Source organism: Muribacter muris (genome assembly GCF_004569585.1).
GTDB lineage: Bacteria > Pseudomonadota > Gammaproteobacteria > Enterobacterales > Pasteurellaceae > Muribacter > Muribacter muris.
The window spans coordinates 23,058-45,300 of sequence record NZ_SPPA01000007.1 but is presented as its reverse complement, the minus strand read 5'-3'; the positions used below and the strand labels follow the sequence as shown (position 1 = coordinate 45,300).

General features: G+C 46.6%; 20 protein-coding genes, 1 tRNA gene and 1 pseudogene. 6 read left to right on the top strand and 16 right to left on the bottom strand.

Features of this window, described 5'->3' with window-relative positions; genetic code table 11:
- Window positions 1-165: 165 nt before the first annotated feature.
- Window positions 166-2,877 (top strand): HTH-type transcriptional regulator MalT, encoded by a 2,712-nt coding sequence (gene malT / locus E4T80_RS04440; RefSeq protein ID WP_135055342.1) that lies wholly within the window; start codon window positions 166-168, stop codon window positions 2,875-2,877.
- Between the two features lie 46 nt (window positions 2,878-2,923).
- Here the strand turns inward: malT and glgP are convergent, their stop codons facing one another.
- A complete protein-coding gene (gene glgP, locus E4T80_RS04435) occupies window positions 2,924-5,323 on the bottom strand; it encodes a glycogen/starch/alpha-glucan family phosphorylase (RefSeq protein WP_135055339.1) in 2,400 nt (799 codons plus the stop codon).
- Window positions 5,324-5,431: 108 nt separating this feature from the next.
- Complete coding sequence (serB, locus tag E4T80_RS04430; RefSeq protein WP_135055336.1) at window positions 5,432-6,316, bottom strand: phosphoserine phosphatase SerB; 885 nt, start codon at window positions 6,314-6,316, stop codon at window positions 5,432-5,434.
- Between the two features lie 137 nt (window positions 6,317-6,453).
- Between serB and E4T80_RS04425 the strand changes: the two genes are divergently transcribed.
- Entirely contained in the window at window positions 6,454-7,116 is a 663-nt protein-coding gene (locus E4T80_RS04425; RefSeq protein ID WP_135055333.1) for a YtjB family periplasmic protein, read from the top strand.
- A gap of 88 nt (window positions 7,117-7,204) precedes the next feature.
- Entirely contained in the window at window positions 7,205-7,423 is a 219-nt protein-coding gene (infA, locus tag E4T80_RS04420) for a translation initiation factor IF-1 (RefSeq protein WP_005712424.1), read from the top strand.
- A gap of 44 nt (window positions 7,424-7,467) precedes the next feature.
- Here infA and E4T80_RS04415 read toward each other — a convergent pair whose 3' ends face one another.
- The 12 genes and pseudogenes from E4T80_RS04415 to eno form a co-directional block, all read right to left on the bottom strand.
- Complete coding sequence (locus tag E4T80_RS04415) at window positions 7,468-7,629, bottom strand: Trm112 family protein (protein WP_047976056.1); 162 nt, start codon at window positions 7,627-7,629, stop codon at window positions 7,468-7,470.
- Complete coding sequence (gene lpxK / locus E4T80_RS04410; RefSeq protein WP_135055330.1) at window positions 7,610-8,611, bottom strand: tetraacyldisaccharide 4'-kinase; 1,002 nt, start codon at window positions 8,609-8,611, stop codon at window positions 7,610-7,612. Before lpxK ends, E4T80_RS04415 begins: the two co-directional genes overlap by 20 nt.
- 16 nt (window positions 8,612-8,627) lie before the next feature.
- Window positions 8,628-9,452 (bottom strand): bifunctional DNA-formamidopyrimidine glycosylase/DNA-(apurinic or apyrimidinic site) lyase, encoded by an 825-nt coding sequence (gene mutM, locus E4T80_RS04405; RefSeq protein ID WP_135055327.1) that lies wholly within the window; start codon window positions 9,450-9,452, stop codon window positions 8,628-8,630.
- A gap of 82 nt (window positions 9,453-9,534) precedes the next feature.
- Window positions 9,535-10,827 carry a branched-chain amino acid transport system II carrier protein gene (brnQ, locus tag E4T80_RS04400; RefSeq protein WP_047976058.1) on the bottom strand — a complete coding sequence of 431 codons (1,293 nt, stop codon included), beginning with the start codon at window positions 10,825-10,827 and terminating at the stop codon, window positions 9,535-9,537.
- A gap of 163 nt (window positions 10,828-10,990) precedes the next feature.
- Complete coding sequence (gene fabG / locus E4T80_RS04395; RefSeq protein ID WP_135055324.1) at window positions 10,991-11,716, bottom strand: 3-oxoacyl-ACP reductase FabG; 726 nt, start codon at window positions 11,714-11,716, stop codon at window positions 10,991-10,993.
- A gap of 20 nt (window positions 11,717-11,736) precedes the next feature.
- Window positions 11,737-12,672 carry an ACP S-malonyltransferase gene (fabD, locus tag E4T80_RS04390; protein WP_135055322.1) on the bottom strand — a complete coding sequence of 312 codons (936 nt, stop codon included), beginning with the start codon at window positions 12,670-12,672 and terminating at the stop codon, window positions 11,737-11,739.
- A 74-nt stretch (window positions 12,673-12,746) separates the two neighbouring features.
- Entirely contained in the window at window positions 12,747-13,370 is a 624-nt protein-coding gene (locus E4T80_RS04385) for a LysE family translocator (RefSeq protein ID WP_135055319.1), read from the bottom strand.
- A gap of 52 nt (window positions 13,371-13,422) precedes the next feature.
- Window positions 13,423-14,088: pseudogene (locus tag E4T80_RS04380) on the bottom strand (epoxyqueuosine reductase QueH); the annotation flags it as partial.
- 73 nt (window positions 14,089-14,161) lie between these two features.
- Complete coding sequence (locus tag E4T80_RS04375) at window positions 14,162-14,581, bottom strand: hypothetical protein (protein WP_135055314.1); 420 nt, start codon at window positions 14,579-14,581, stop codon at window positions 14,162-14,164.
- Window positions 14,582-14,607: 26 nt separating this feature from the next.
- The gene (ispB, locus tag E4T80_RS04370; protein ID WP_135055311.1) at window positions 14,608-15,591 is read right to left on the bottom strand and encodes an octaprenyl diphosphate synthase; all 984 of its coding nucleotides are present in this window, start codon (window positions 15,589-15,591) and stop codon (window positions 14,608-14,610) included.
- Between the two features lie 139 nt (window positions 15,592-15,730).
- Complete coding sequence (locus E4T80_RS04365; RefSeq protein WP_135055308.1) at window positions 15,731-16,144, bottom strand: DUF2251 domain-containing protein; 414 nt, start codon at window positions 16,142-16,144, stop codon at window positions 15,731-15,733.
- Window positions 16,145-16,209: 65 nt separating this feature from the next.
- On the bottom strand, window positions 16,210-17,511 hold the full coding sequence (eno, locus tag E4T80_RS04360) for a phosphopyruvate hydratase (RefSeq protein ID WP_135055305.1): 1,302 nt from the start codon (window positions 17,509-17,511) through the stop codon (window positions 16,210-16,212).
- A 171-nt stretch (window positions 17,512-17,682) separates the two neighbouring features.
- Between eno and lolD the strand changes: the two genes are divergently transcribed.
- The 3 genes from lolD (at window position 17,683) to E4T80_RS04345 (ending at window position 21,082) form a co-directional block, all read left to right on the top strand.
- Window positions 17,683-18,369 carry a lipoprotein-releasing ABC transporter ATP-binding protein LolD gene (gene lolD, locus E4T80_RS04355; protein ID WP_135055302.1) on the top strand — a complete coding sequence of 229 codons (687 nt, stop codon included), beginning with the start codon at window positions 17,683-17,685 and terminating at the stop codon, window positions 18,367-18,369.
- Window positions 18,369-19,619, top strand: coding sequence for a lipoprotein-releasing ABC transporter permease subunit LolE (lolE, locus tag E4T80_RS04350; RefSeq protein ID WP_135055299.1), 1,251 nt, complete (start codon window positions 18,369-18,371; stop codon window positions 19,617-19,619). Before lolD ends, lolE begins: the two co-directional genes overlap by 1 nt.
- Before the next feature lie 476 nt (window positions 19,620-20,095).
- Entirely contained in the window at window positions 20,096-21,082 is a 987-nt protein-coding gene (locus E4T80_RS04345; protein ID WP_047976013.1) for an amidohydrolase family protein, read from the top strand.
- 142 nt (window positions 21,083-21,224) lie between these two features.
- Here E4T80_RS04345 and E4T80_RS04340 read toward each other — a convergent pair.
- Window positions 21,225-21,301, bottom strand: a tRNA-Asp gene (locus tag E4T80_RS04340).
- A 101-nt stretch (window positions 21,302-21,402) separates the two neighbouring features.
- The gene (dnaQ, locus tag E4T80_RS04335) at window positions 21,403-22,170 is read right to left on the bottom strand and encodes a DNA polymerase III subunit epsilon (protein WP_135055296.1); all 768 of its coding nucleotides are present in this window, start codon (window positions 22,168-22,170) and stop codon (window positions 21,403-21,405) included.
- Between the last annotated feature and the right edge of the window lie 73 nt (window positions 22,171-22,243).

Sequence of the window (22,243 nt, the reverse complement as noted above, 5' to 3'; positions counted from 1 at the left end):
GATGTCCTTACCCATCATCAAAATGTAATGTTGTGCAACGGTAATATCGGATCAAACATTTTACTAAAACCGACCGCTTGTTGATCTCGCGCCCTCTATTTCGAGTGAAATTTTGCTAGAATAGACTCCCTCTAAAGCGCTTCATAAAAATAACAAAGGATCGCAATGCAAACCACAAAATTGATTCCGACCAAGCTAATCGCCGGTAAATCCGCCCCAATGCACAAAATTGAACAGAGCGTTGAACGTAGTGAACTTTTAGCTCGTTTATCGGTAGCAAAATCCTATCCGCTGACGTTGGTAACCGCACCGGCAGGCTATGGCAAAACCACGTTGGTTTCACAATGGAAAACGCAATTACTCAAACAAAATCAATCGGTTGTGTGGTTTGCATTGGACGAAAGCGACAATAAAGCCGAGCAATTTTCCCACTATTTTGCCGCCGCCCTTGCCAGTATTACCGATATTTCTTTGCAAGGTATTAACTATCAGAATAACCTGATCGATTATTTCGGGCAGTTATTGGTGCAGCTTGCCGAAGTGTCTCAGCCGTTTTATGTGATCCTTGATGATTATCACTTGATTGAAAACAGTGAAATTCACGATGCATTGCGTTTTTGGCTCAAACATCAGCCCGATACGATGAGCCTGATTTTAATCTCCCGCTTAACCCCGCCGCTGAGTATTACGAATTTGCGGATTCGGGAAAAAGTCTTGGAAATTGATGTACACCAACTGGCATTCAGCCCCACGGAAGCCCGTCAATTCTTTGAGTTGAAGCTGAATACTGCCTTAACGGATAGTGAGATTTTTACCCTGTGCGAGCGGGTGGAGGGCTGGGCGACAGCGTTGCAACTGATGGTGTTTGCCCTCAAACAAAATGCGGAATTAGTCCATTTCCCCGAAAAATTACTGTACAAATTAAACCAGCAGCATATTGCCGATTATTTGAACGAAGAAGTGTTTTACTATGTCGATCCGACAATGAAGCGCTTTATGCAGCGTTGCGCCATTTTGCGTTCAATGAACGAAAAGCTGATCGTTGCCCTCACTCAAGACGAAAACGGCATTAAAACCTTGGACGAGCTTGAAAAACTCGGCTTGTTTCTCACCCGTATCAACAATGATAACGGGGAAGTTTGGTGGAAATTTCACCCTATTTTAGCGTCTTATCTCGCCCAAAGTTGTCGGGTAGAACTGCCGAACGAATGGCAATCGCTCCATCGAACCGCCGCGCTGATGTGGCTAAAACTCGGTTACAGCTCCGAAGCCCTTTATCACGCCCAAATACTTGATGACCCCGACACACTCTACCAAATTTTGCAGCAGCACGGCTGGGCGTTGTTTCATCAGGGGCAGCTCAAATTACTGGAGGACTGCCTCAACCGCTTGCCAACCGAGCAACTTTGGCAAGATGAAAATCTGGTATTGCTGAAAGCGTGGTTAGCTCAAAGTCAGCATCGGCATCAAGAGGTGTCCGGCATTTTGCAAAAATGTCAGCCGAAAGCACCGCTTACCGCCAGCCTACAAGGGCGTTTTGATGCGCTGCGGGCACAGGTGGAAATCAATGCGGGTAATGAGGAACAAGCCTATCTGATTGCCAGCCAAGCATTGAGTAATTTATCGTCCGAATTTGGTTACGCTCAAATTGTGGCGACCTCCGTTATCGGCGAGGCGCAGCACTGTCGAGGCTATTTGAAAGAAGCCCTTGCCCTAATGCAGCAAGTGGAGAAAATGGCGACCGGTCGCCGTGCCTATCACCACTGGCTTTGGTCGAAACTACAACAATCGGAGATCCTGTCCGCCCAAGGTTTTTGGCAATCCGCCTACGATCTGTTGAAAGAAACCACCCAACAAACTACCGAATTTCATCAAATTCCGATGAATGAATTTCTGTTACGTCTCAAAGGGCAAATTTTATGGGAGTGGCATCATCTTGATCAAGCCGAAGCAATGGCAAATGCGGGGATTGAGGTGTTGGAGAACGAAGAAGAACATATTCAATGTTTGACTCTATTGGCAAAAATCTCGCTCACGAAAGGCGATCTCAACAATGCCGAGCGGTTGATTGAACAGTGCTGCCAGCTGCTCTCCCGTTGTTCACCCCATAAGGATTGGGTTACCGCTGTGGACGAAGTTCAACTGATTTACTGGCAAATGTGTAATCAGACCGAACAGTCGGAAAGCTGGTTGGCACAAGCCAATTTTCCGGCGCAAGAGCATAATCATTTTACGCAACGCCAATGGCGGAATATCGCCCGCTGCTATTTGTTACAGCAAGATTACGATCAAGCGTTAAAAATTCTGAATAGCTTACTGCGTACCAGCGGCGTGTTTAATTTGGTGAGCGATAGCCAACGCGCGCTGATTTTACGCAATCGGGTTTATACGTTGCAAAACCGCCCGGATTTAGCACAGCGGGATCTGATCCAAGCCCTCAATCTCAGCCGCCAAACCAATTTTATCAGTGCTTTCGTGATTGAGGGCGATTTAATCGCCCAGCAGATCCGCCAATTATTACAGCTGAATGTGTTGGAAGAACTGACGGTTCACAAAGCGCAATTTATTTTACGCAGCATTAACCAACACAACCGCCACAAAACCGCCCATTTTGATGAAGAATTTGTCGCAAATTTATTGAAAAATCCGCACATTCCGGAAATGCTGAAAATCAGCCCGCTTACACAACGGGAATGGCAGGTTCTTGGGTTAATCTATTCCGGTTACAGCAACGAGCAGATCTGCCAAGAATTATTCGTGGCGATGACAACAATCAAAACACATATTCGGAATATTTACCAAAAGATCGGGGTATCTAACCGTGCCGAAGCGATTGAATATACCAGAAGTCTGTTAAGAATGATGGGGTATCACTGACTAAAAAGGGACGCATTAGTGCCCCTTTTCATAGTCAATCCTCGGATTATTTTTTCCAAATACGGGTTTGGTAATCACGGATTGAACGGTCAGAGCTGAATGTGCCTAAACGGGCAGTATTCAGAATGGTGGATTCCACCCAAGCGGTCTGATCTTGATAACGTTTTGCAACGATGTCCTGCGCCTCACGGTAGCTGGCGAAATCGGCAAGCACACAGAAGTAATCGTGGTTAAGCATATCGTTTACCAGTGCTTCAAAACGTTCGGTATCGCCGTTTGAGAAGGTACCGTCTGCCAAGGCATCAATAGCCTGTTTTAATACCGCATCTTGCTCATAGTAGGTTTTGGAAACATAGCCTTGCTCCCGTAATTCCCGCACGGAGTCCACCGTATGCCCGAAGATTACCACATTTTCGTTACCGGCAAATTCGGCAATTTCTACGTTTGCACCGTCTAGCGTACCGAGGGTAATCGCCCCGTTTAACGCTAATTTCATATTGCCTGTGCCGGACGCTTCTTTACCGGCAAGGGAAATTTGCTCGGAAACATCTGCCGCCGGAATAATTTTTTCCGCCAAACTAACACGATAATCCGGCAGGAATGCCACTTGCAATTTGCCCTGCATATCCGGATCTTGGTTAATCACGTTCGCCACGCCGTTGATGGCTTGGATAATTTGCTTCGCCATAAAATAGCCCGGTGCGGCTTTGCCGGCAAAGATAAACACACGTGGCACGAAATCTTGCTGCGGGTTCGCTTTGAGCGATTGGTAAGTTGCAATAATATTGAGCAAATTGAGATGCTGACGTTTATATTCGTGGAAACGTTTGATCTGCACATCAAAAATCGCCTCACAGTTCACCTTTAAGCCGAGGGTTTGCTCGATTTCCGCCGCCAATGCCTGTTTATTTTGCTGTTTGATCGCACGGTAAGCGGTCTGAAATGCTGGATTTTTTGCAAGCGGTTCAATTTGGTTGAGAAGCGAGAGATCCTGCGTCCAGTCGCCTTGAATATGTTGATCCAATAAGGCGCTTAATTTCGGGTTGGCTTGGCGAATCCAACGGCGAGGGGTAATGCCGTTGGTAACATTGTGGAAGCGTCCTTCAAATAAGCGGGCATAGGCAGGGAAGAGATCGCTGACGACTAAATCCGAGTGAATTTGCGCCACGCCGTTTACCGCAAACGAGCCGACCACACATAAGTTTGCCATACGCACACGTTGATCGAACAAGACAGCGGTTTCTTGCCACGCCGCATCAAATTCCGCTTCGTCGAACGCCGCTTCTACTTGCTGACGCAGTTGATCGTTAATCCGTTCGATGATTAAAATATGACGTGGTAATAGTTGGGTGAGTAATTTTTGATCCCACTGCTCTAAGGCTTCCGGCAATAAGGTGTGGTTGGTGTAAGCAAAGGTTTTGCTTGCAATTGCCCACGCTTGTTCCCAACTGAGATCGTATTGGTCGAGTAACAGGCGGAGTAATTCCGGAATCGCAATCGCTGGGTGAGTGTCGTTGAGCTGAATTACCTCAAATTCAGGCAGTTGCTCAAGGGTTCTGCCTTGCGCTAGATGATTTTTCAGAATATCCGCCACCGAGCAGGCACAGTGGAAATACTGCTGTATTAGGCGTAAGGCTTTACCTTCGGCGTGATTGTCGTTCGGGTACAATACTTTGGTGAGCTTGGCGGCATCAACCACACGGCTTTCGGCATCAAGGTAGTCGCCGTCATTAAATGTTGCCAAATCAAAGGCGGATTCGCTGTAACCCTGCCATAAGCGGAGCGGTTGTTGCACGCCTTTGTAGCCGACCACCGGCAAATCAAAGGCTTCACCGAAGATTCTCCATTCCGGCTGCCACGCATATTTATCGCCGCTGATAAGACTCACTTTACCGCCGAAGCCGACTGTTTGGCGGAAATCTGCCCGATGATATTGTTGCGGATAAAAATCACGCTCCCAGCCGTCGCCGGATTCCAGTTGCTGACCTTCATCACCAAAGGCTTGCTTGAATAAGCCGTATTGATAGTGTAAACCGTAGCCAATCGCCGGTTGGGAGAGGCTTGCCATTGAGTCTAAATAGCAGGCGGCCAGACGTCCTAACCCGCCGTTACCCAATGACGGATCACGCTCTTGTTCTAAAATATCGACCAAATTTTTACCGTATTTGGCTAATTGTTGATTGGTTTCATCATATAAACCTAGGCTCAACAAATTATTGCCCAATAAACGCCCGATCAAAAATTCCATTGATAAATAATTGACCTTGCGGGTATTCGCAAGCTGGGCGTTAGCGGGAAAATGTTGCAAAACCGTTTGGTGAGAAAGGGTGGCGAGGAATTGATACCATTGGGTATCCGATAGCTGCGAAGGGGTTAAAAAACGTGCTTCGCAATAGCGGCTGAGGGTTGCATCAAATAAGGTTTGAAATTGTTGAGAACTTAACATCAATTTGCTCCAATTTAAAAATCATATTAACCGTTATTATTCCTAAAAGGCTTGGGACTAAATCATCCCTGAAAAAATCAATTAGGTATGATAGCGGGGTAGGAATACCTAATTATCAAGTGCCGTGCTTTTCATCGCCTGAAAAAGTGCTGCCGCATTCAGTAGTACCAGTAAAGCGGTGAGATCACCGAAATTAACCACTGTGTTGGCTTGTGCCTGCACCGCCGGTTTAGCGTGCAGTGCCACGCCTAAACGTGCCGTTTTGAGCATCGGCAAATCGTTTGCGCCGTCTCCCACTGCCACCCACTGTGTTGGCGCAATGCCGAACTCGGCGGCTAAGGCTTGTAAGGTGTCAGCTTTATATTGCGCATCAACCACTTTGCCCAGCACTGCACCGGTGAGTTTGCCGTCTTGGATCTCCAACTGATTGGCGACTGCGGCATCTAAACCGTATTTTTCTTTCAAATAATCGGCAAAATAATCAAAACCGCCGGAGGCAATCGCCACTTTCCAACCGTGTTGTTTGAGCGTCGCAACCAGTTGTTCAAAGCCATCCATTAACGGTAGTGCTGCCCGCACTTGCTGCAAAATAGCGGCGGGGGCATTCTCAAGGGTACTGACCCGTTTACGCAGGCTTTGCTCAAAATCCAACTCGCCACGCATTGCACTGGCGGTAATAGCGGACACCAACTCACCTGTGCCGGCGAGTTTGGCGATCTCATCAATACATTCAATTTTAATAGCGGTGGAATCCATATCCATTACCAGCAATCCCGCTTGGTCTAATTGCGGGGTAATGGCTAATTCACTCACATCAGCGGCAATGGCGTGGGCGGCTTGGCGAATGCAAGCGGTCAGTTCGCCTTCAAAAAAGGCAAGACGATAATCCAAATAGGCGATTGTGCCTAAACAAGCCCGCTCAATTTGAGTGGCAAAGGCGTGAATTTGGTCATCGGATAAGGTTTTAGCGTAGATAAAAAAAGGCTGAGGCATAGTCGTTATCGGTTAAAAAATCAAAGCACGCATAATAAAAAAATAATCTGCGACTGTCTAGATTGTCGCCAAAAAAGCGGGGCTATACTCCAACGCATTTACAGGCTAAAATTTATCGCCTAAAAGAGAGGACATTTATGTATATAACGCGTGAAAAAGCGATAAAAAGCGGTTTAATGGCGGTGATTTTGGTGGTCTGCGTGGCAATTGTCGGGCTGATCTTAAACGGCATCGGGCAATTTAAACTCAGCTCGCAACTCGCCGGCATTAACCAAGTCTCTAACCTTTCGCATTTACTGGTTCGTCAGCAAGCCAAATTATTTTCGTTATTGCTGGTGAGAAAAGCCAAGAATGATGAATTGACGGAAGCCTTAGACACCTTTGCCAAAGAAGATTTTGTGATTGATGCCAATCTCTACTCGGCAAACGGTCAGTTGATTGCCCAAAGCGAAAATGCCCGCCCGTTTGTGCCACAAGCCACATTCGATAGCCCTAATCAGTCCACCCAGCAAATAGTCGAGCCGATTTTCGCCCAGCAAAATTTGGTCGGCTTTTTGCGGGTTACCTTCGATATGCAATACGGACAAACCACGCAAAGTAAAGTCAATGAATTATTTCACCTGCTCTACGGTGAGTTGATTATCTTATTTTTAGCCGGCGGTCTGTTTGTCAGTTGCTTTTACCTGTTTAAACGCAAATCGCATTTGGCTGCACATTTACCGTTAAAAGCGGTTTCAACGGAAAATCGCCCGCCAAGCCGACGTTTTCACTCTCGCCGACGCGCTTTTCGCCGTAAATGATTGAAATTCGCCCGTGTGAGAGTATAATATCGCCCGTTTTGCCGAAAACGGCTGTAATAAATGACATTCATCAGACAAAGAGGAATAAATGGCTAAAGAAGATTGCATTGAAATGCAAGGTACAATTTTAGAAACCTTACCGAACACAATGTTCCGTGTCGAATTAGAAAACGGACACGTTGTAACCGCTCACATTTCAGGAAAAATGCGTAAAAACTACATTCGCATTTTAACCGGTGATAAAGTAACCGTTGAAATGACCCCGTACGATTTAAGCAAAGGTCGCATTATTTTCCGTGCAAGATAATCTGCCGTAGAACACAAGAGGGACGCATTGGCGTCCCTCATTGTTTATAGTGCTTCCGCTTTTTCCGGCAACAATACCGGAATGCCGTTTTCAATCGGATAGGCAACTTGAGCGGCAGGGCTTATCAGGCGATTATTGGCTTTATCCCACTCTAATTTTTGATGGGAAATCGGGCAAGCCAAGGTATCAAGCAGTTTTTCGTTCATTTCGTGTTCTCACTAACGTTAAAATCGGATCAATCAGACAAGCGGTCGATTCAGGGCTAAATGCGGCAGAAACCGGCACATACCACCAATGATCTTCCGCAAATGCTTGGCATTTTACCGCATCTTTTTCCGTCATCAATAGCGGTATTGCGCTTGTTGCCAATGCAGAAAGCTGTTCGGGCAGATAGGCTTGATGATCGGCAAAGGCGTGACAGGTTTGCAGCGAAATACCTAAATGACTTAACATCGTAAAAAAACGAGGCGGATAGCCGATGCCTGCCATTGCCACACAAGATGTGTGTTGAAAGGCTGTAAGGGTGCGTTTTTCACCCGTTTTAAGATTGATGGCATAGCTTGGGGTAAGGGTCATTTGATGTTCTCCGGCTTTTGCAGATTTGCCGTTGCAAATCACCGCTTGTACAGACGCCAAACGGCCCGGCAGCTCACGCAAACTACCGGCGGGTAGCACAAAACCGTTGCCGAAGCGGCGTTCGCCGTCCACCACCACCCATTCGATATCTCGCTCTAAACGATAATGTTGCAAGCCGTCATCGGTGATGATGATGTCCAAGTCATATCGGCTTAACAGTAATTCAATACTTTGTCGGCGGTCGGGAGAAATTGCCACGGGAGCTTGGGTACGCTGGGCGATCAACACCGGCTCATCGCCCATTTGCTGCGGTGAACTGTCCGCTCTCACTAATTGGGGAAATGCACGATTTTCCCCGCCATAGCCCCGTGAAATCACGCCGACTTTCAGCCCGCGTTGCTGTAATTGTTCCACCAGCCACACCACCACCGGCGTTTTGCCGTTTCCACCGACAGAAAGATTACCGACCACCAGCACCGGCATAGGTGAACGGTAGGTTGGCAGGATTTTTTTACGATAAAGTTGCCGCCGAAGTTGGCTAACCAACCAAAACAGCAACGAAAACGGCGCGAGTAGCCAGGTAATCAGCGAGCGAGATTGCCAAATGTTCATTTTCATCAATAAAAAATCATTTCGGTAACGGCTGGCAATGCGGGCAGAAGTAGCTGTTGCGTTGGGCGATAACTTTCGCTTGGATAATATTGCCGCAGTCGTTGCACTCTTCGCCTTTGCGGCCGTACACTTGCAGAACTTGAGCAAAGTAGCCGGGTTTGCCGTCCGGTTGAATAAAATCCTTGAGGGTTGTGCCGCCTTGAATGATCGCCTTACGCAATACCGATTTGATTACGTCAGTTAATTTTTCGCATTGGGTTTGGCTTAAATTTTGGGCGGCGATGTCGGGGTGAATACCCGCCATAAACAGTGATTCACAGGCGTAGATATTGCCCACGCCCACCACCACCTCATTATTCATAATGAAATTTTTCACTGCGACGGTTTTTTTGCGGCTTTTCTCGTATAAGTAACCGCTTGTAAAAGCATCAGAGAGCGGTTCAGGGCCTAATTTTGCCAGCAATTCGGCATTTTCTGCCTTTTCTACCCATAGCCACGCACCGAATTTGCGTGGGTCGTTATAACGTAAAATCGTGCCGCTTTCAGTGATTAAATCCACGTGATCGTGTTTGCCGATAGCTTTCGGCTGTTGCTCGGACAGAATACCGAGCGAGCCGGACATTCCAAGATGAACGAGAATATCGCCTCGGTCGGTGTGAATAATCAGGTATTTGGCACGACGTGAAAGACGCTGGATTTTTGCCCCTTGCATTTGCGCCAGTTGCGGTGAAATCGCCCAGCGCAGTCGTTCCGTGCGGGAGATAATCTGTTTGATCGTTTCGCCGTGCAGATAGGGTTCAATCCCTCTCAGGCTGGTTTCAACTTCGGGTAATTCCGGCATTTTAAATCCTTAAATTAAACGGTAAGCGGTCGGTTTACTTGCTTTTTTTGCAAAACGTGAGAGATAACCGACCGCTTGGCGATTAGGCTTTTTCGCCAATCACAGGGTTAAGCAGATAACCTGCAACACAACCGATGACTGCCGGTAGTAGCCATTCCATTGAGTAGTTTTTCAGCGGTAGTTGGCTGATAAATTCTACCCCTGCAACAGATAAAATGGAGGTAATCGTGACTAAGCCGAGGGAAATACGTTGGGCAAGCAGCGGGATTTTGACGAAAATATTCACTAACAGTAATAAAATCACCGTCATTGTGATTGGGTAAAGCACGAGCAGTACCGGCACGGATTTGCTGATTACTACATTTAAGCCTTGGTTCGCAATGATAAAACCGATTAAGGTAAATAAAATTGCATAAATTTTATAGCTGATTTTCGGGAATACTTCGTAAAAATATTCAGACACGGACACGATCAAACCGATCGTGGTGGTTAAACACGCCAGCGTTACAATTAAACCGAGCAATGCACTGCCGAAAATGCCGAAATTATCAGACGCCGCTTTGTTTAAAATAAATGCGCCGATGTTTTTACCTTCTGTGGCAAGTTGGGTTAAGGTGCTTTGGTCGATGGCAATGTGGTTACCGATCCAGCCTAATGCGATGTAGATAATGCCGAGTGCCACGGAAGCAATTAAACCCGCCATAATGGTTTGGCTGATCATTGCTTTGCCGGAAACGCCTTTCGCTTTGATTGCCGAGAGAACAATAACGGCAAAGGCAACGGAAGCGAGAGCGTCCATTGTTTGATACCCTTCGACCATTCCGCCGAACAACGCTTCGCTGCTATCTTTATCAACCGCTAACGGCGTATTGTTGGCGTAAGCGAAAACGGACACAATAATCAAGGCGAAGATAGAAAGTAGTAAGGCAGGTGTTAAGATCGCCCCGATACGTTCGACCATTTTAGACGGGTTAAGGCTCAACCAAAGCGCAATGGCGAAGTAAATCACGGTGAAAACAAACAGGTAGGTTGAGCTGCCTTCACTCACAAAGGGTAATACCGCAAATTCATAGGAAGTGGCGGCGGTGCGGGGAATAGCGAAGAATGGGCCGATCGCCAAGTAAATCGCCATTAAAAATAACAGGGAAAACAGTGGGTGAACTTTGTTCAGCACGGCTTTATAGCCGCCTTCATAAAAGGCACTGACAATAATACCCAATAGCGGCAAACCGACACCGGTAATCACAAAACCGCTGATGGAAGACCAAAAATCCAACCCGCTTTCCAAGCCGAGCTTCGGTGGGAAAATCAGGTTACCTGCGCCAAAAAAGATGGCAAAGAGCATAAAGCCGATAACAAGCGTATTTTTATTCATACACATTCCTAAAGGTAAGTTAAACATTTATTCTTCTAAGAGAAGAACACTATCCATTAAAAAATCGTCAATAGCCAAATGATACGATTTGGCAAAAAACCGAGAAAGAAAAAACCGAATTTTACACGAGTAAAATTCGGTCGCCAACAAACTTTTGTTGAGATTATTGCATATATAAACCGCCATTGACGTGCAAGGTTTCGCCGTTAATATAAGCGGCATCGTCAGAAGCTAAGAATGCAACTGCTTTGGCAATGTCTTTCGGCTGCCCTAACTGCCCCGCCGGAATTTGGCTTAAAATCGCTTGTTTTTGTTCGTCCGATAATTCATCGGTCATATCCGTTGCAATAAAGCCCGGTGCGACCACGTTTACCGTAATGCCGCGGGACGCCACTTCTTTTGCCAACGATTTGGAAAAACCGATTAACCCTGCTTTTGCCGCACAATAGTTAGTCTGCCCCGGATTACCCATTGAACCGACCACCGACCCGATAGTGATGATCCGCCCGAAGCGTTTTTTCATCATTGAGCGCAGCATTGCTTTGGATAGACGGTAAACGGACGTGAGGTTGGTTTGCATAATGTCGAACCACTCCTCATCTTTCATTCGCATTAACAAATTATCACGGGTAATGCCGGCATTGTTCACCAAAATATCAATTTCACCCGCTTCCGCTTTGATTTGGGCAAGGGTGGCATCAATGGAATCGGCATCAGTAACGTTCAACACTAATCCCTTACCGTGTTCGCCTAAATAAGCGCTGATTGCTTCTGCACCCTTTTCTGAAGTGGCTGTTCCGATCACAAAAACGCCTTTCTCAACCAACTCTTGTGCGATAGCTTTACCAATGCCACGGGTTGCACCCGTAACCAGTGCGATTTTTTGCATTTTTTCTCCTTAATTTTGAATTAGAATGAAACGGCTTCAAAGGACGGCACATCATTGACCGCTTGAGCGGATAAATCTGCCACAATGCGTTTGGTTAAGCCCGTCAGCACTTTATTCGGCCCGATTTCATATAACATTGTGATACCTTGTTCAGCCATTTTTTCCACTGTTTCCGTCCAGCGAACTGGGCTGTAAAGCTGACGCACCAACGCATCACGGATCGCTTCCAGATCCTTCTCAACCGCTACGTCAACATTGTTGATCACATTGACAAGCGGTGGGTTGAGGCTGATTTTTTGCAACACGGCAGCAAGTTTTTCTGCCGCCGGTTTCATCAACGCACAGTGGGACGGCACGCTCACCGCCAGCGGCAATGCTCGTTTCGCCCCGGCTTCTTTACACAATGCCGCTGCACGTTCCGCTGCGGTTTTTGTACCGGCAATCACCACTTGCCCCGGTGAGTTGAAGTTTACTGCCGACACCACTTCGCCCGTTTCCGCTGCTGCGTTCGCACAGGCATCAATAATCGGCTGATTATCCAAGCCGATAATCGCATACATTGCTCCTGTTCCCGCCGGCATGGCTTGTTGCATCAGCTGCCCACGCAGTTCGACCAATTTGATCGCCTGCTGAAAATCCAACACGCCGGCACAAACCAAGGCGGAATATTCGCCTAAACTATGCCCCGCCATTACGGACGGTTGTTGCGCAGGGAATTTTTGTTGCCAAATGCGGAACAACGCAACCGATGCCGCCAATAATGCCGGTTGTGTGCGTTCCGTTTGCCCTAAGGCTTCCGCCGTGCCGTTTTGGACTAAATCCCATAAATCGTAGCCCAGCACCTCGCTGGCTTGTTGGAACGTCTGTTTAACCACAGGGTAGAGCGGTGCTAAATCTGCCAACATTCCGATTGCTTGAGAACCTTGCCCCGGAAAAACCATTGCAAATTGTGTCATTATTGTATTCCTCTTTATTTGTTAAAATCGATTGAAATTTAACCGCTTGTTCTTATTTTAGCTAGGCAGCTAGCTTAACTCGAAATCACTTTAATCCCCAATCCGACCATTAGACCACCTAAAATACGGTCGATCCAATGTCCAGCTTTCTGAAATCGGCTGTTGACAGATGGAATGGAAAGCAAAAATGCTACCGTTGCAAACCATAAAAACAGTAAAAGCATCATCCATACGCCGTAAATACTGAGCTGCCACATCGGCATCTCCGGTGAAAGTACCACCGTAAACACAGAAACGAGATAAACAGGGGCTTTGGGATTAAGCAAGTTGCAAAGAAAGCCTTTCCATAAGGTTTTGAGCGAAGATTCCGGCTCAACCTGCTGTGCGCTGATTTCCACTACATCTTTTTTCGCTTTTGCTTTTAAGCCTTGATAGCCAAGGTAAATTAAATAAGCCCCACCGACAATTTTAATTGCGGTCAGTAGCCAAGCCGCAGAAGCAATCACTGCCGCTAAACCAAGCACGGAATATAAAATATGTATGCCGAATCCTAAGCCAACGCCCAGTGCGCAAATTAGCCCCGCCGTTCGCCCACGACTAAGTGTTTGCTGGGACACATAGATAAAATCCGGCCCCGGCGAAATTGCCGCTAAAATATGAATACTGGTAATAATGATGAAGCCTTGCCAAAAGTCCATTTTCGTTTCCTCAAGTTATGTTTGCAAAAATTATGCCATATCTCACCGCTTGTTAATCGGCGGAATAATAGAGTTTGCCGATTTCAATTTTTTGGCGACCGTTTGCTTCACGCCAGCGGTTAGTGTCCCGCAAGGAATAGACGCAACCGCAGTACTCCTGCTGATAAAAACGTTCACGCTTGCTGATTTCAATCATTCGTTGCGAGCCGCCGCCTTTGCGCCAGTTGTAATCCCAATAGACGACATCATCGTATTTTTCCGCAGCCCGATGTCCACAGCCATTGATTTGGTTCATATCTTTCCAACGGGAAATACCGAGGCAACTGGTGAAGACTGGAAAGCCGTTTTCGTGGGCATATTGCGCCGCCTTTTCAAAACGCATATCAAAGCACATTGTACAGCGAATGCCCCGCTCCGGCTCGTCTTCCATACCTTTGGCACGGTCAAACCAGTTTTGGCGGTCGTAATCAGCGTCAATAAACGGAATGCCCCATTTTTCAGCAAAGCGGATATTCTCTTCCTTGCGGATTAAATACTCTTTGAGTGGGTGGATATTCGGGTTGTAGAAATAAATCGTAAAGTCAATGCCGGAGGCGTGGATCGCTTCCATCACTTCGCCCGAACACGGCGCACAGCACGAGTGTAGCAATAATTTATTATGCCCGTTTGGGAGTGTCAGTTTTTCCCGTACAAAAGGGGCGTTCGGATCTTTGCCCTTACGGGTTTTCTTGATAGGATTTTTGGTTGTCATAAATGGTGGTAATCACTCTGTTTATAAAATATCGGAACCATTAGTCCCGAAGCTGGTTAAATCGGCTGCCCTTCGGCGTGTATTCACAATGCTCACGGTTAAAGCCTTGTTTATGGCATTTCATCGTTTCCAAATGCTGCGTATCGGAATGATAGGTCATTTTAAAACGTTGTTGTTCAGACTGCGCGGAAGCGATTGCTTTATTATCCGGATGCCGATAGATATGCTTGTCGCCCGCCGTCGCAAGTTGATAGGGGGTAATATTACCTTGACTATCGCTGATATAAAGCGGACGACCGCCTACCTTATTGCTGACATTAGGCTCGTAAATCTGCCTCGGATTATCGCTGCTTTTTTGCTTGAGTTGATGCTGGGTGAGCGCTAATTTTTCCGGTTTAGCCGTTTGTGCCAACACCGGTATTGCGAAGCTGATAAGAGTCAGTACAACGCCTATTTTCATACACCCCCCTGTTTTTGTGAACAAAATTAGTAGCTGCGATCCACCGACAAATAGGCTAAGGCTTCCAGTGCGGATTTATATTCGCTCTGCGGTAAAATCGCGAGCGCATTGACTGCTTTTTGTGCCTCTTGTCTGGCTCGCTGCATCGCATAATCAAGGGAACGATGCTCCGCCATAATCGCCAAAATTGCCGGTAACGCTTCCCGTTTGCCGCCTTGCTCAATTGCTTCACGGATTAAGGCAGCCTGTTGCGGATTACCGTTACGCATTGCGTGTAAAAGCGGCAGGGTCGGCTTGCCTTCCGCCAAATCGTCCCCAATATTTTTGCCTAATTTTTGCGCATTGGCACTGTAATCCAAAATATCGTCAATTAACTGAAATGCCGTACCGAGATAACGACCGTAATCCTGCAACGCCGCAATTTGAGCCGGATTAGCCTCGGCAACTAAGGCGGCGCAATGGGTTGCCGCCTCAAACAAGCGAGCGGTTTTACTGTAAATTACGCCCATATAGTTTTCTTCGGTCGTATCGGGATCGTTCACATTCATTAGCTGCTGCACTTCGCCCTCAGCGATCACATTTGTTGCTGCCGACATCACTTTCAGCACATCAAGGGAATCGACACTCGTCATCATTTGGAAGGCTCGGGTATAAATAAAATCGCCGACCAGCACACTTGCCGCATTCCCAAAACGGGCATTGGCGGTTTCTTTGCCACGGCGCATTGCCGACTCGTCCACCACATCATCGTGTAAAAGGGTCGCCGTATGGACAAATTCAATAAAGGCTGCGCAAGTGATATGCTGATTGCCCTCATAACCCAACGCTCGCGCCACCAACACTGCAATTAAAGGGCGAATGCGCTTGCCGCCGCCGCTAATAATATAATGCCCGAGCTGGTTTATCAGAACCACATCGGAATTAAGTTGGGCGAGAATTTCAGTATTGACCGCTTGCATATCCTTATCGGCAAGTGCTGAAATATGATCGAGAGAAAGTTGCGCTGTCATTGGCTTGTCTTATGAATGATAAAATAAGTTTGGATTTTACCCTAATGCGTGCATTTCTTCAAAAAAAGAAATAAACAAGCGGTGTGTTCCGATGGGAAATTTGCAAAAATATTTCTCAACTGACCGCTTGTAATGCGTATTATCCCCTAAACCACTGTTCAACAAGGGCGGGAGTCGTTTCTTTATGTTGCCACATACTGCCTAATTCGATGTCGGGGAGCTTGGTGCGGTTATAGCCGATAAACGCTCTGAAATCGAAGACGGCGTGTGGGTATTCGTTGATCATTAAAAAGGCGGTATAGCCGTCTTCCGACCAGCAAATTTGTAAGCGGCGGGGTTCTTTTAGGGTGTGCTGTTCAATGTCGCTGACCCGATAGACAAATAGGCTGTCAACTACCGGTTGGGTGGTTTGGTGCAGATCCATTGCATAAAAGAAGCCCGTTTCGCCGTCATCTTCAAACATTACCACCAGATGTTCGTGCTGCGTGGAGTGTGCGCCGGTGCGGTAAGGGCTGCCAATATGGAGATGATCATCAATTACGGAATATAGCATTGTATGTCCTTTTTGTCGTGCAAAAAAGCCACCAAAGTTGGTGGCTTGATTTAATCGGTAAACGATTATGCTTGACCTTTCACTTCTTTTAAGCCGTTGAACGGTGCTTTATCGCCTAATGCTTCTTCAATGCGGATAAGTTGGTTGTATTTTGCAACACGGTCTGAACGGCTCATTGAACCGGTTTTGATTTGACCTGCTGCCGTACCTACTGCTAAATCAGCGATAGTCGCATCTTCGGTTTCGCCTGAACGGTGTGAAATGACAGCAGTGTAGCCGGCATCTTTCGCCATTTTGATTGCCGCTAAGGTTTCAGTTAATGAACCGATTTGGTTGAACTTGATTAAGATAGAGTTGGCAATGCCTTTCTCAATCCCTTCTTTTAAGATTTTGGTGTTGGTAACAAATAAGTCGTCGCCGACTAATTGTACTTTATCGCCTAACACTTTAGTTTGGTAAGCAAAGCCTTCCCAGTCAGACTCGTCTTGACCGTCTTCGATAGACACGATCGGATACTCTTTGCATAACCCTTCTAAGTAGTGGGTAAATTCCTGTGAGGTAAAGGTTTTGCCTTCGCCTTTCATTTCGTATTGACCGGTTTCTTTATTGTAGAACTCGGAAGAAGCACAGTCCATTGCTAAGGTTACGTCTTTACCTAGCACATAGCCTGCTTTTTCAACTGCTTCTTTAATGCAGGCTAACGCATCGGCATTAGAGGCAAGGTTTGGTGCGAAGCCGCCTTCATCACCTACCGCGGTATTTAAACCTTTCGCTTTTAATACTTTTGCAAGGTTGTGGAATACTTCTGCACCAATGCGTAGCGCTTCTTTTAAGGTTTTTGCACCAACCGGTTGGATCATAAATTCTTGAATATCCACGTTGTTATCTGCGTGCTCGCCGCCGTTGATGATGTTCATCATCGGTAACGGCATAGAGTACACGCCCAGTGTGCCGTTGAGTTCGGCAATGTGTGCATAAAGCGGTAAACCTTTTGATGCCGCTGCCGCTTTGGCATTCGCTAAAGAGACGGCTAAGATGGCATTTGCACCGAATTTTGATTTGTTATCCGTGCCGTCTAAGTCGATCATAATTTGGTCGATTTCTGCTTGGTTAGACGCATCTTTGCCTAAGATAGCTTGTGCAATGTCGTTGTTCACCGCAGCAACGGCTTTTAATACGCCTTTACCTAAGAAACGGGCTTTATCGCCGTCACGCAATTCTAACGCTTCACGAGAACCGGTTGATGCGCCGGACGGTGCAGCCGCCAAGCCGACAAAGCCGCCTTCAAGGTGAACTTCCGCTTCGACGGTTGGGTTACCACGAGAGTCGATGATCTCACGACCAATCACTTTAACGATTTTTGCCATTTTAATATCCTCTAAAAAGTTGAGATTTAATGTGAAAAAACGGCTATATACTAAAGGAATCGCGCGGTTTTGTCTTGCAAAAAAGTGATTTACTTCACAAAATTTAAAAGTAATTTGATCCGAAAGGGTTATTTTTGCAAAATAGCACGATAACCTTTTTTGAGGCCGATTATGACCAAAACCGAATTGCTCCGCTGTGTGAATCTCAGCAAATCTTATCAAGAGGGCGAGAACGCCACTCAAATTCTAAAAAATGTTTCTTTTTCAATGAACTGTGGTGAGCTGGCGGCGATTGTCGGCAGCTCCGGTTCGGGAAAAAGCACCTTGTTACATACCCTTGGCGGTTTAGATCAACCTTCTAGCGGCGAAGTGTTTATCCAAGGGCAGTCGCTGCAACAATTAAGCAGCAATGCGTTGGCAAAATTGCGAAATCAGCATTTGGGCTTTGTTTATCAATTTCATCATTTAATGGCGGATTTCAGTGCCTTAGAAAATGTGATGATGCCGATGCTGATTGGCAGGCAGAACAAAACCGAAGCAAAAGATCGGGCGGAAAAAATGTTGCAAGCGGTCGGATTATCTCATCGTATTGCACACCGCCCGTCAGCCCTATCGGGCGGCGAGCGGCAGCGGGTGGCGATTGCTCGGGCGCTGGTTAATCAGCCGGCATTAGTGTTGGCGGATGAGCCGACCGGTAATCTCGATCAAAAGACCACTGAAAGCATTTTTGAGCTGATTAGTCAGCTTAACCAAGAGCAACAGATTGCGTTTTTGTTGGTAACTCACGATCTTAATTTAGCCAATAAACTTAACCGCTGCCTACTGATGCAAGACGGCGTATTGCGTGAGGGCGTTTAATGAATACTCCCTTTTTTATTAGCTGGCGTTATCAACGCAGTCAGCAAAAAAACCGCTTGGTGTCGCTGATTTCACTGTTTTCCAGTGTCGGTATTGCCCTTGGCGTTGCGGTGCTAATTATCGGTTTAAGTGCAATGAACGGCTTTGAGCGGGAGCTGAACCAGCGGGTACTCTCCGTTGTGCCGCACGCCGAGTTATTGAGTTATGACAATGGCGAGCCGCAGCCGATTTCACACTATACCGAGTTAGCGCAGCGCCTTGCCGATAACCCAGATATTGTGGCAAGTTCGCCGTTTGTCAGCTTTACTGCGCTGATTGAAAACGGCGCTAAGCTCAAAATTGCCCAAGTCAAAGGGATTGAGCCGAGTAAACAGATGCAGGTCAGTCGGCTCAATCAATTTATTGAAGCGAGCCAATGGCAGCAGTTTCAACAACAAGGCGGGCTGATTTTGGGGGCAGGTATTGCACGGGCGTTGGAAATTGAGGTCGGCGATGATGTTACCTTACTGCTGCCACAGCCGAGTGATGACGGCAATTTAACTCAGCCATTGCGTTTTACGCAAACAGTGAGCGGTATTTTGCGTTTGGACGGTCAGCTCGATCACAGCTACGCCTTATTGCCGTTGCAAACGGCGCAAGAACTGCTTGAATATCAGCCGGATCAGGTGTCGGGGATTGAAATGGCGGTTAAAAAACCGTTGGAAATCAATCAACTGACGTTTCAGGCATTAGCGGATTACCCACAGCCTCTTTACCTACAAAAATGGATCGAAAAGTTTGGCTATATGTACAACGATATTCAGTTGATCCGCACGGTAATGTATATCGCAATGGTGCTGGTCATCGGCGTTGCCTGCTTTAATATTATTTCAACACTTGTAATGGCGGTGAAAGATAAGCAGGGCGATATTGCCATTCAACGAACCCTTGGGGCGAATAATCGCTTTATTCGGCATATTTTCCTTTGGTACGGCTTGATTTCCGGAATGAAAGGGGCTGTATGCGGCATTGTGCTGGGGGTACTGACCGCACTTAATTTAACTGCCATCATTCAAGGGGTTGAACGCTTTTTTGAGGTGAAACTACTCTCTGACGGTATCTATTTTATTGATTTTCTGCCAAGTGAAATTCATTGGCTGGACATTGTATGGGTGCTGCTTGCCACGCTGGTGCTTAGCCTGCTCGCCAGCCTTTATCCTGCCGTCCGAGCGGCGAAACTCGAGCCGGCAAAAGTGTTAAGCGGGCATTAGCCCTTATGCAAGCGGTGAGATTAGCCGAGTTTTGTGAAAAAACGGTATTATGTAGCAAATGCACAAAATAGACATTTTAACGGAATGTAGGGACACACTGTGTGTGTCGTTTATAAAAATCAAATTATTCCAATAGGTTGAAATCCGGACACACGCAGCGTGTCCCTACAAGCGAATAAAAAACAACTTTGTGCAATAGCTATATAGTATTAGAAAAAACGGCTAATCTCACCGCTTGTTTAAAAGGGTAAACCTATAAGCAAACGTTTGCATTTTCCGCCTAAAAAATTTATACTACGCCTCTAGTGCCATAGGGAACTAGTAATGAACCACAAACTAAATTTAACCTGTTTAATTTCTTTTTTAAAGCTAAACTTCGCATCATTACGAGGTTTAGCTCTTTTTTTATTTCGACAAGATCTTGCGTAACGTGAGATCTTTTTTTTGCCCAAAATTCAGATCATAGAGGATAAGCAATGAGCCAATTGATTCGTACATTAAAAAGCCATATTCGTGATGAAGTGATTAAAAAAGGCGGCTGGGTAAATTCTCACGCTCACGCAGACCGTGCCTTTACGATGACGCCGGAGAAAATCAAAATTTATCAAGAGGCAAATTTGCAACAGAAATGGGATTTAGTGGACGAGGTGAAACGTCAGTCGAGCGTAGAAGATTACTACCGCCGTTTTAGCCAAGCGATTGAGCTGATGATTTCCCAAGGGGTAACAGCGTTCGGCACATTTGTCGATATTGACCAAGTGTGCGAAGACCGTGCGATCATTGCGGCACACAAAGCTCGAGAAGTGTATAAAAACGATATTGTGTTGAAATTTGCCAATCAAACCCTCAAGGGCGTGATTGAACCGAATGCGCGTAAATGGTTTGATATCGGTTCGGAAATGGTGGATATGATTGGCGGTTTACCTTACCGTGATGAATTGGACTACGGCAAAGGGCTGGAAGCGATGGATATTTTGATGGACACGGCGAAATCGCAGGGCAAAATGTTGCACGTTCACGTTGACCAATTCAATACCCAAAAAGAGAAAGAAACGGAGCAGCTGTGCGATAAATCAATGGAACACGGAATGCAAGGGCGGGTTGTAGCGATTCACGGGATTTCGATTGGCGCACACCCGAAAGAGTACCGCCAAATGCTGTATAAAAAAATGAAAGCCTGCGATATGATGATGATTGCCTGCCCGATGGCGTGGATTGACAGCCCTCGTAAAGACGAAGTGCTGCCGTTCCATAATGCCTTAACGCCGGCGGATGAAATGATCCCCGAAGGGATTACGGTTGCGATTGGTACGGACAATATCTGCGACTATATGGTGCCTCTGTGTGAGGGCGATATGTGGCAGGAATTAAGCCTACTCTCTGCCGGCTGCCGTTTTACCAACCTAGATGAAATGGCAAATATTGCCAGCACCAATGGGCGTAAGGTACTGGGTTTACTGTAAATGATAAATGAGCAAACACGGCGGAACTGGCTTCCACCGTGTTTATTTTTATAAAAACGATAGAAAGAAAAAAGCCTCTAGATAACTAGAGGCTTTTTCCTATTAACGTACTAAGGAGGTATATTATGACGTTTAAATTAGTTGGCGGAATGGACGGGACTCGAACCCGCGACCCCCTGCGTGACAGGCAGGTATTCTAACCAGCTGAACTACCACTCCGCAGCGAACGAGGCGTATAATAATGATTTCTCGGATCAGCGTCAAATACTTTTTTTCAAAAAAATATCAAACGGTTTTTTACTATACAGAATGACGATTTTTTAATTGAGTGCCGTTGATTCTGCCGCCAATTCCCGTGTCCAAAGGCAATTCCCTTTCGACTTCCTATTGATTAGCTCAAGATAGTCTTGATGAGCCGCCAATTCTTCTTCGGTCGGTTGCAGCACGACCAAATGACTGTGATCGACAACAATCGGCGTATAGTGAGCATCTTGTGCGTTTACGCTCATATCCGATTGCTCCTCCTCGCCGAGCAGAGCGATCTGCCCGCCTGTCATCATCAAAAAGACATCGGCAAGGATCTCCGCATCCAGCAACGCCCCGTGCAGCACCCGCTTACTGTTATCAATGCCTAAACGGTCGCACAGCGCATCTAAATTATTACGTTTGCCGGGGTACATTTTGCGTGCCAGTTGCAAGCTATCGGTAACTTCGCACATCTCCGCCACCTTTGCCGGCGGATTAGGCAGAAACGAAAATTCGTGGTCGATAAAGCCCACATCGAAGGGCGCATTATGAATCACTAATTCCGCCCCATTGATAAATGCAATAAACTCATCGGCAATCTCGGCAAAGCTCGGCTTATCCACCAGCATCTCATTGGTAATGCCGTGAACCTTAATCGCTTCCTCGTCCACCTCCCTCGGCGGTTTAATATACACGTGGAAGGTTCTGCCGGTTAAACGGCGATTTACCACCTCCACCGCCCCAATCTCAATAATATTATGCCCAATATGCGGTGCACCGTTAAAGTTCATACCGGTGGTTTCCGTATCCAGCACAACTTGGCGCAAAATCGGCTCTTTCATCTCATCTCTCCCTTAACAAGCGGTCGGTTTGGCAAGATTTTTTGCAGAATGTTCGCTTGTTTAACAAGCCGTT

Coding starts and splice junctions, on each gene's coding strand:
- lolE (WP_135055299.1), top strand. CDS start 18,369: ATGAATACTCCCTTTTTTATTAGCTGGCGTTATCAACGCAGTCAGCAA.
- E4T80_RS04385 (WP_135055319.1), bottom strand. CDS start 13,370: ATGGACTTTTGGCAAGGCTTCATCATTATTACCAGTATTCATATTTTA.
- mutM (WP_135055327.1), bottom strand. CDS start 9,452: ATGCCGGAATTACCCGAAGTTGAAACCAGCCTGAGAGGGATTGAACCC.
- ispB (WP_135055311.1), bottom strand. CDS start 15,591: ATGACAGCGCAACTTTCTCTCGATCATATTTCAGCACTTGCCGATAAG.
- fabD (WP_135055322.1), bottom strand. CDS start 12,672: ATGACACAATTTGCAATGGTTTTTCCGGGGCAAGGTTCTCAAGCAATC.
- serB (WP_135055336.1), bottom strand. CDS start 6,316: ATGCCTCAGCCTTTTTTTATCTACGCTAAAACCTTATCCGATGACCAA.
- malT (WP_135055342.1), top strand. CDS start 166: ATGCAAACCACAAAATTGATTCCGACCAAGCTAATCGCCGGTAAATCC.
- fabG (WP_135055324.1), bottom strand. CDS start 11,716: ATGCAAAAAATCGCACTGGTTACGGGTGCAACCCGTGGCATTGGTAAA.
- E4T80_RS04375 (WP_135055314.1), bottom strand. CDS start 14,581: ATGAAAATAGGCGTTGTACTGACTCTTATCAGCTTCGCAATACCGGTG.
- E4T80_RS04415 (WP_047976056.1), bottom strand. CDS start 7,629: ATGAACGAAAAACTGCTTGATACCTTGGCTTGCCCGATTTCCCATCAA.
- E4T80_RS04345 (WP_047976013.1), top strand. CDS start 20,096: ATGAGCCAATTGATTCGTACATTAAAAAGCCATATTCGTGATGAAGTG.
- E4T80_RS04365 (WP_135055308.1), bottom strand. CDS start 16,144: ATGCTATATTCCGTAATTGATGATCATCTCCATATTGGCAGCCCTTAC.
- E4T80_RS04425 (WP_135055333.1), top strand. CDS start 6,454: ATGTATATAACGCGTGAAAAAGCGATAAAAAGCGGTTTAATGGCGGTG.
- lpxK (WP_135055330.1), bottom strand. CDS start 8,611: ATGAACATTTGGCAATCTCGCTCGCTGATTACCTGGCTACTCGCGCCG.
- glgP (WP_135055339.1), bottom strand. CDS start 5,323: ATGTTAAGTTCTCAACAATTTCAAACCTTATTTGATGCAACCCTCAGC.
- brnQ (WP_047976058.1), bottom strand. CDS start 10,827: ATGAATAAAAATACGCTTGTTATCGGCTTTATGCTCTTTGCCATCTTT.
- lolD (WP_135055302.1), top strand. CDS start 17,683: ATGACCAAAACCGAATTGCTCCGCTGTGTGAATCTCAGCAAATCTTAT.
- dnaQ (WP_135055296.1), bottom strand. CDS start 22,170: ATGAAAGAGCCGATTTTGCGCCAAGTTGTGCTGGATACGGAAACCACC.
- infA (WP_005712424.1), top strand. CDS start 7,205: ATGGCTAAAGAAGATTGCATTGAAATGCAAGGTACAATTTTAGAAACC.
- eno (WP_135055305.1), bottom strand. CDS start 17,511: ATGGCAAAAATCGTTAAAGTGATTGGTCGTGAGATCATCGACTCTCGT.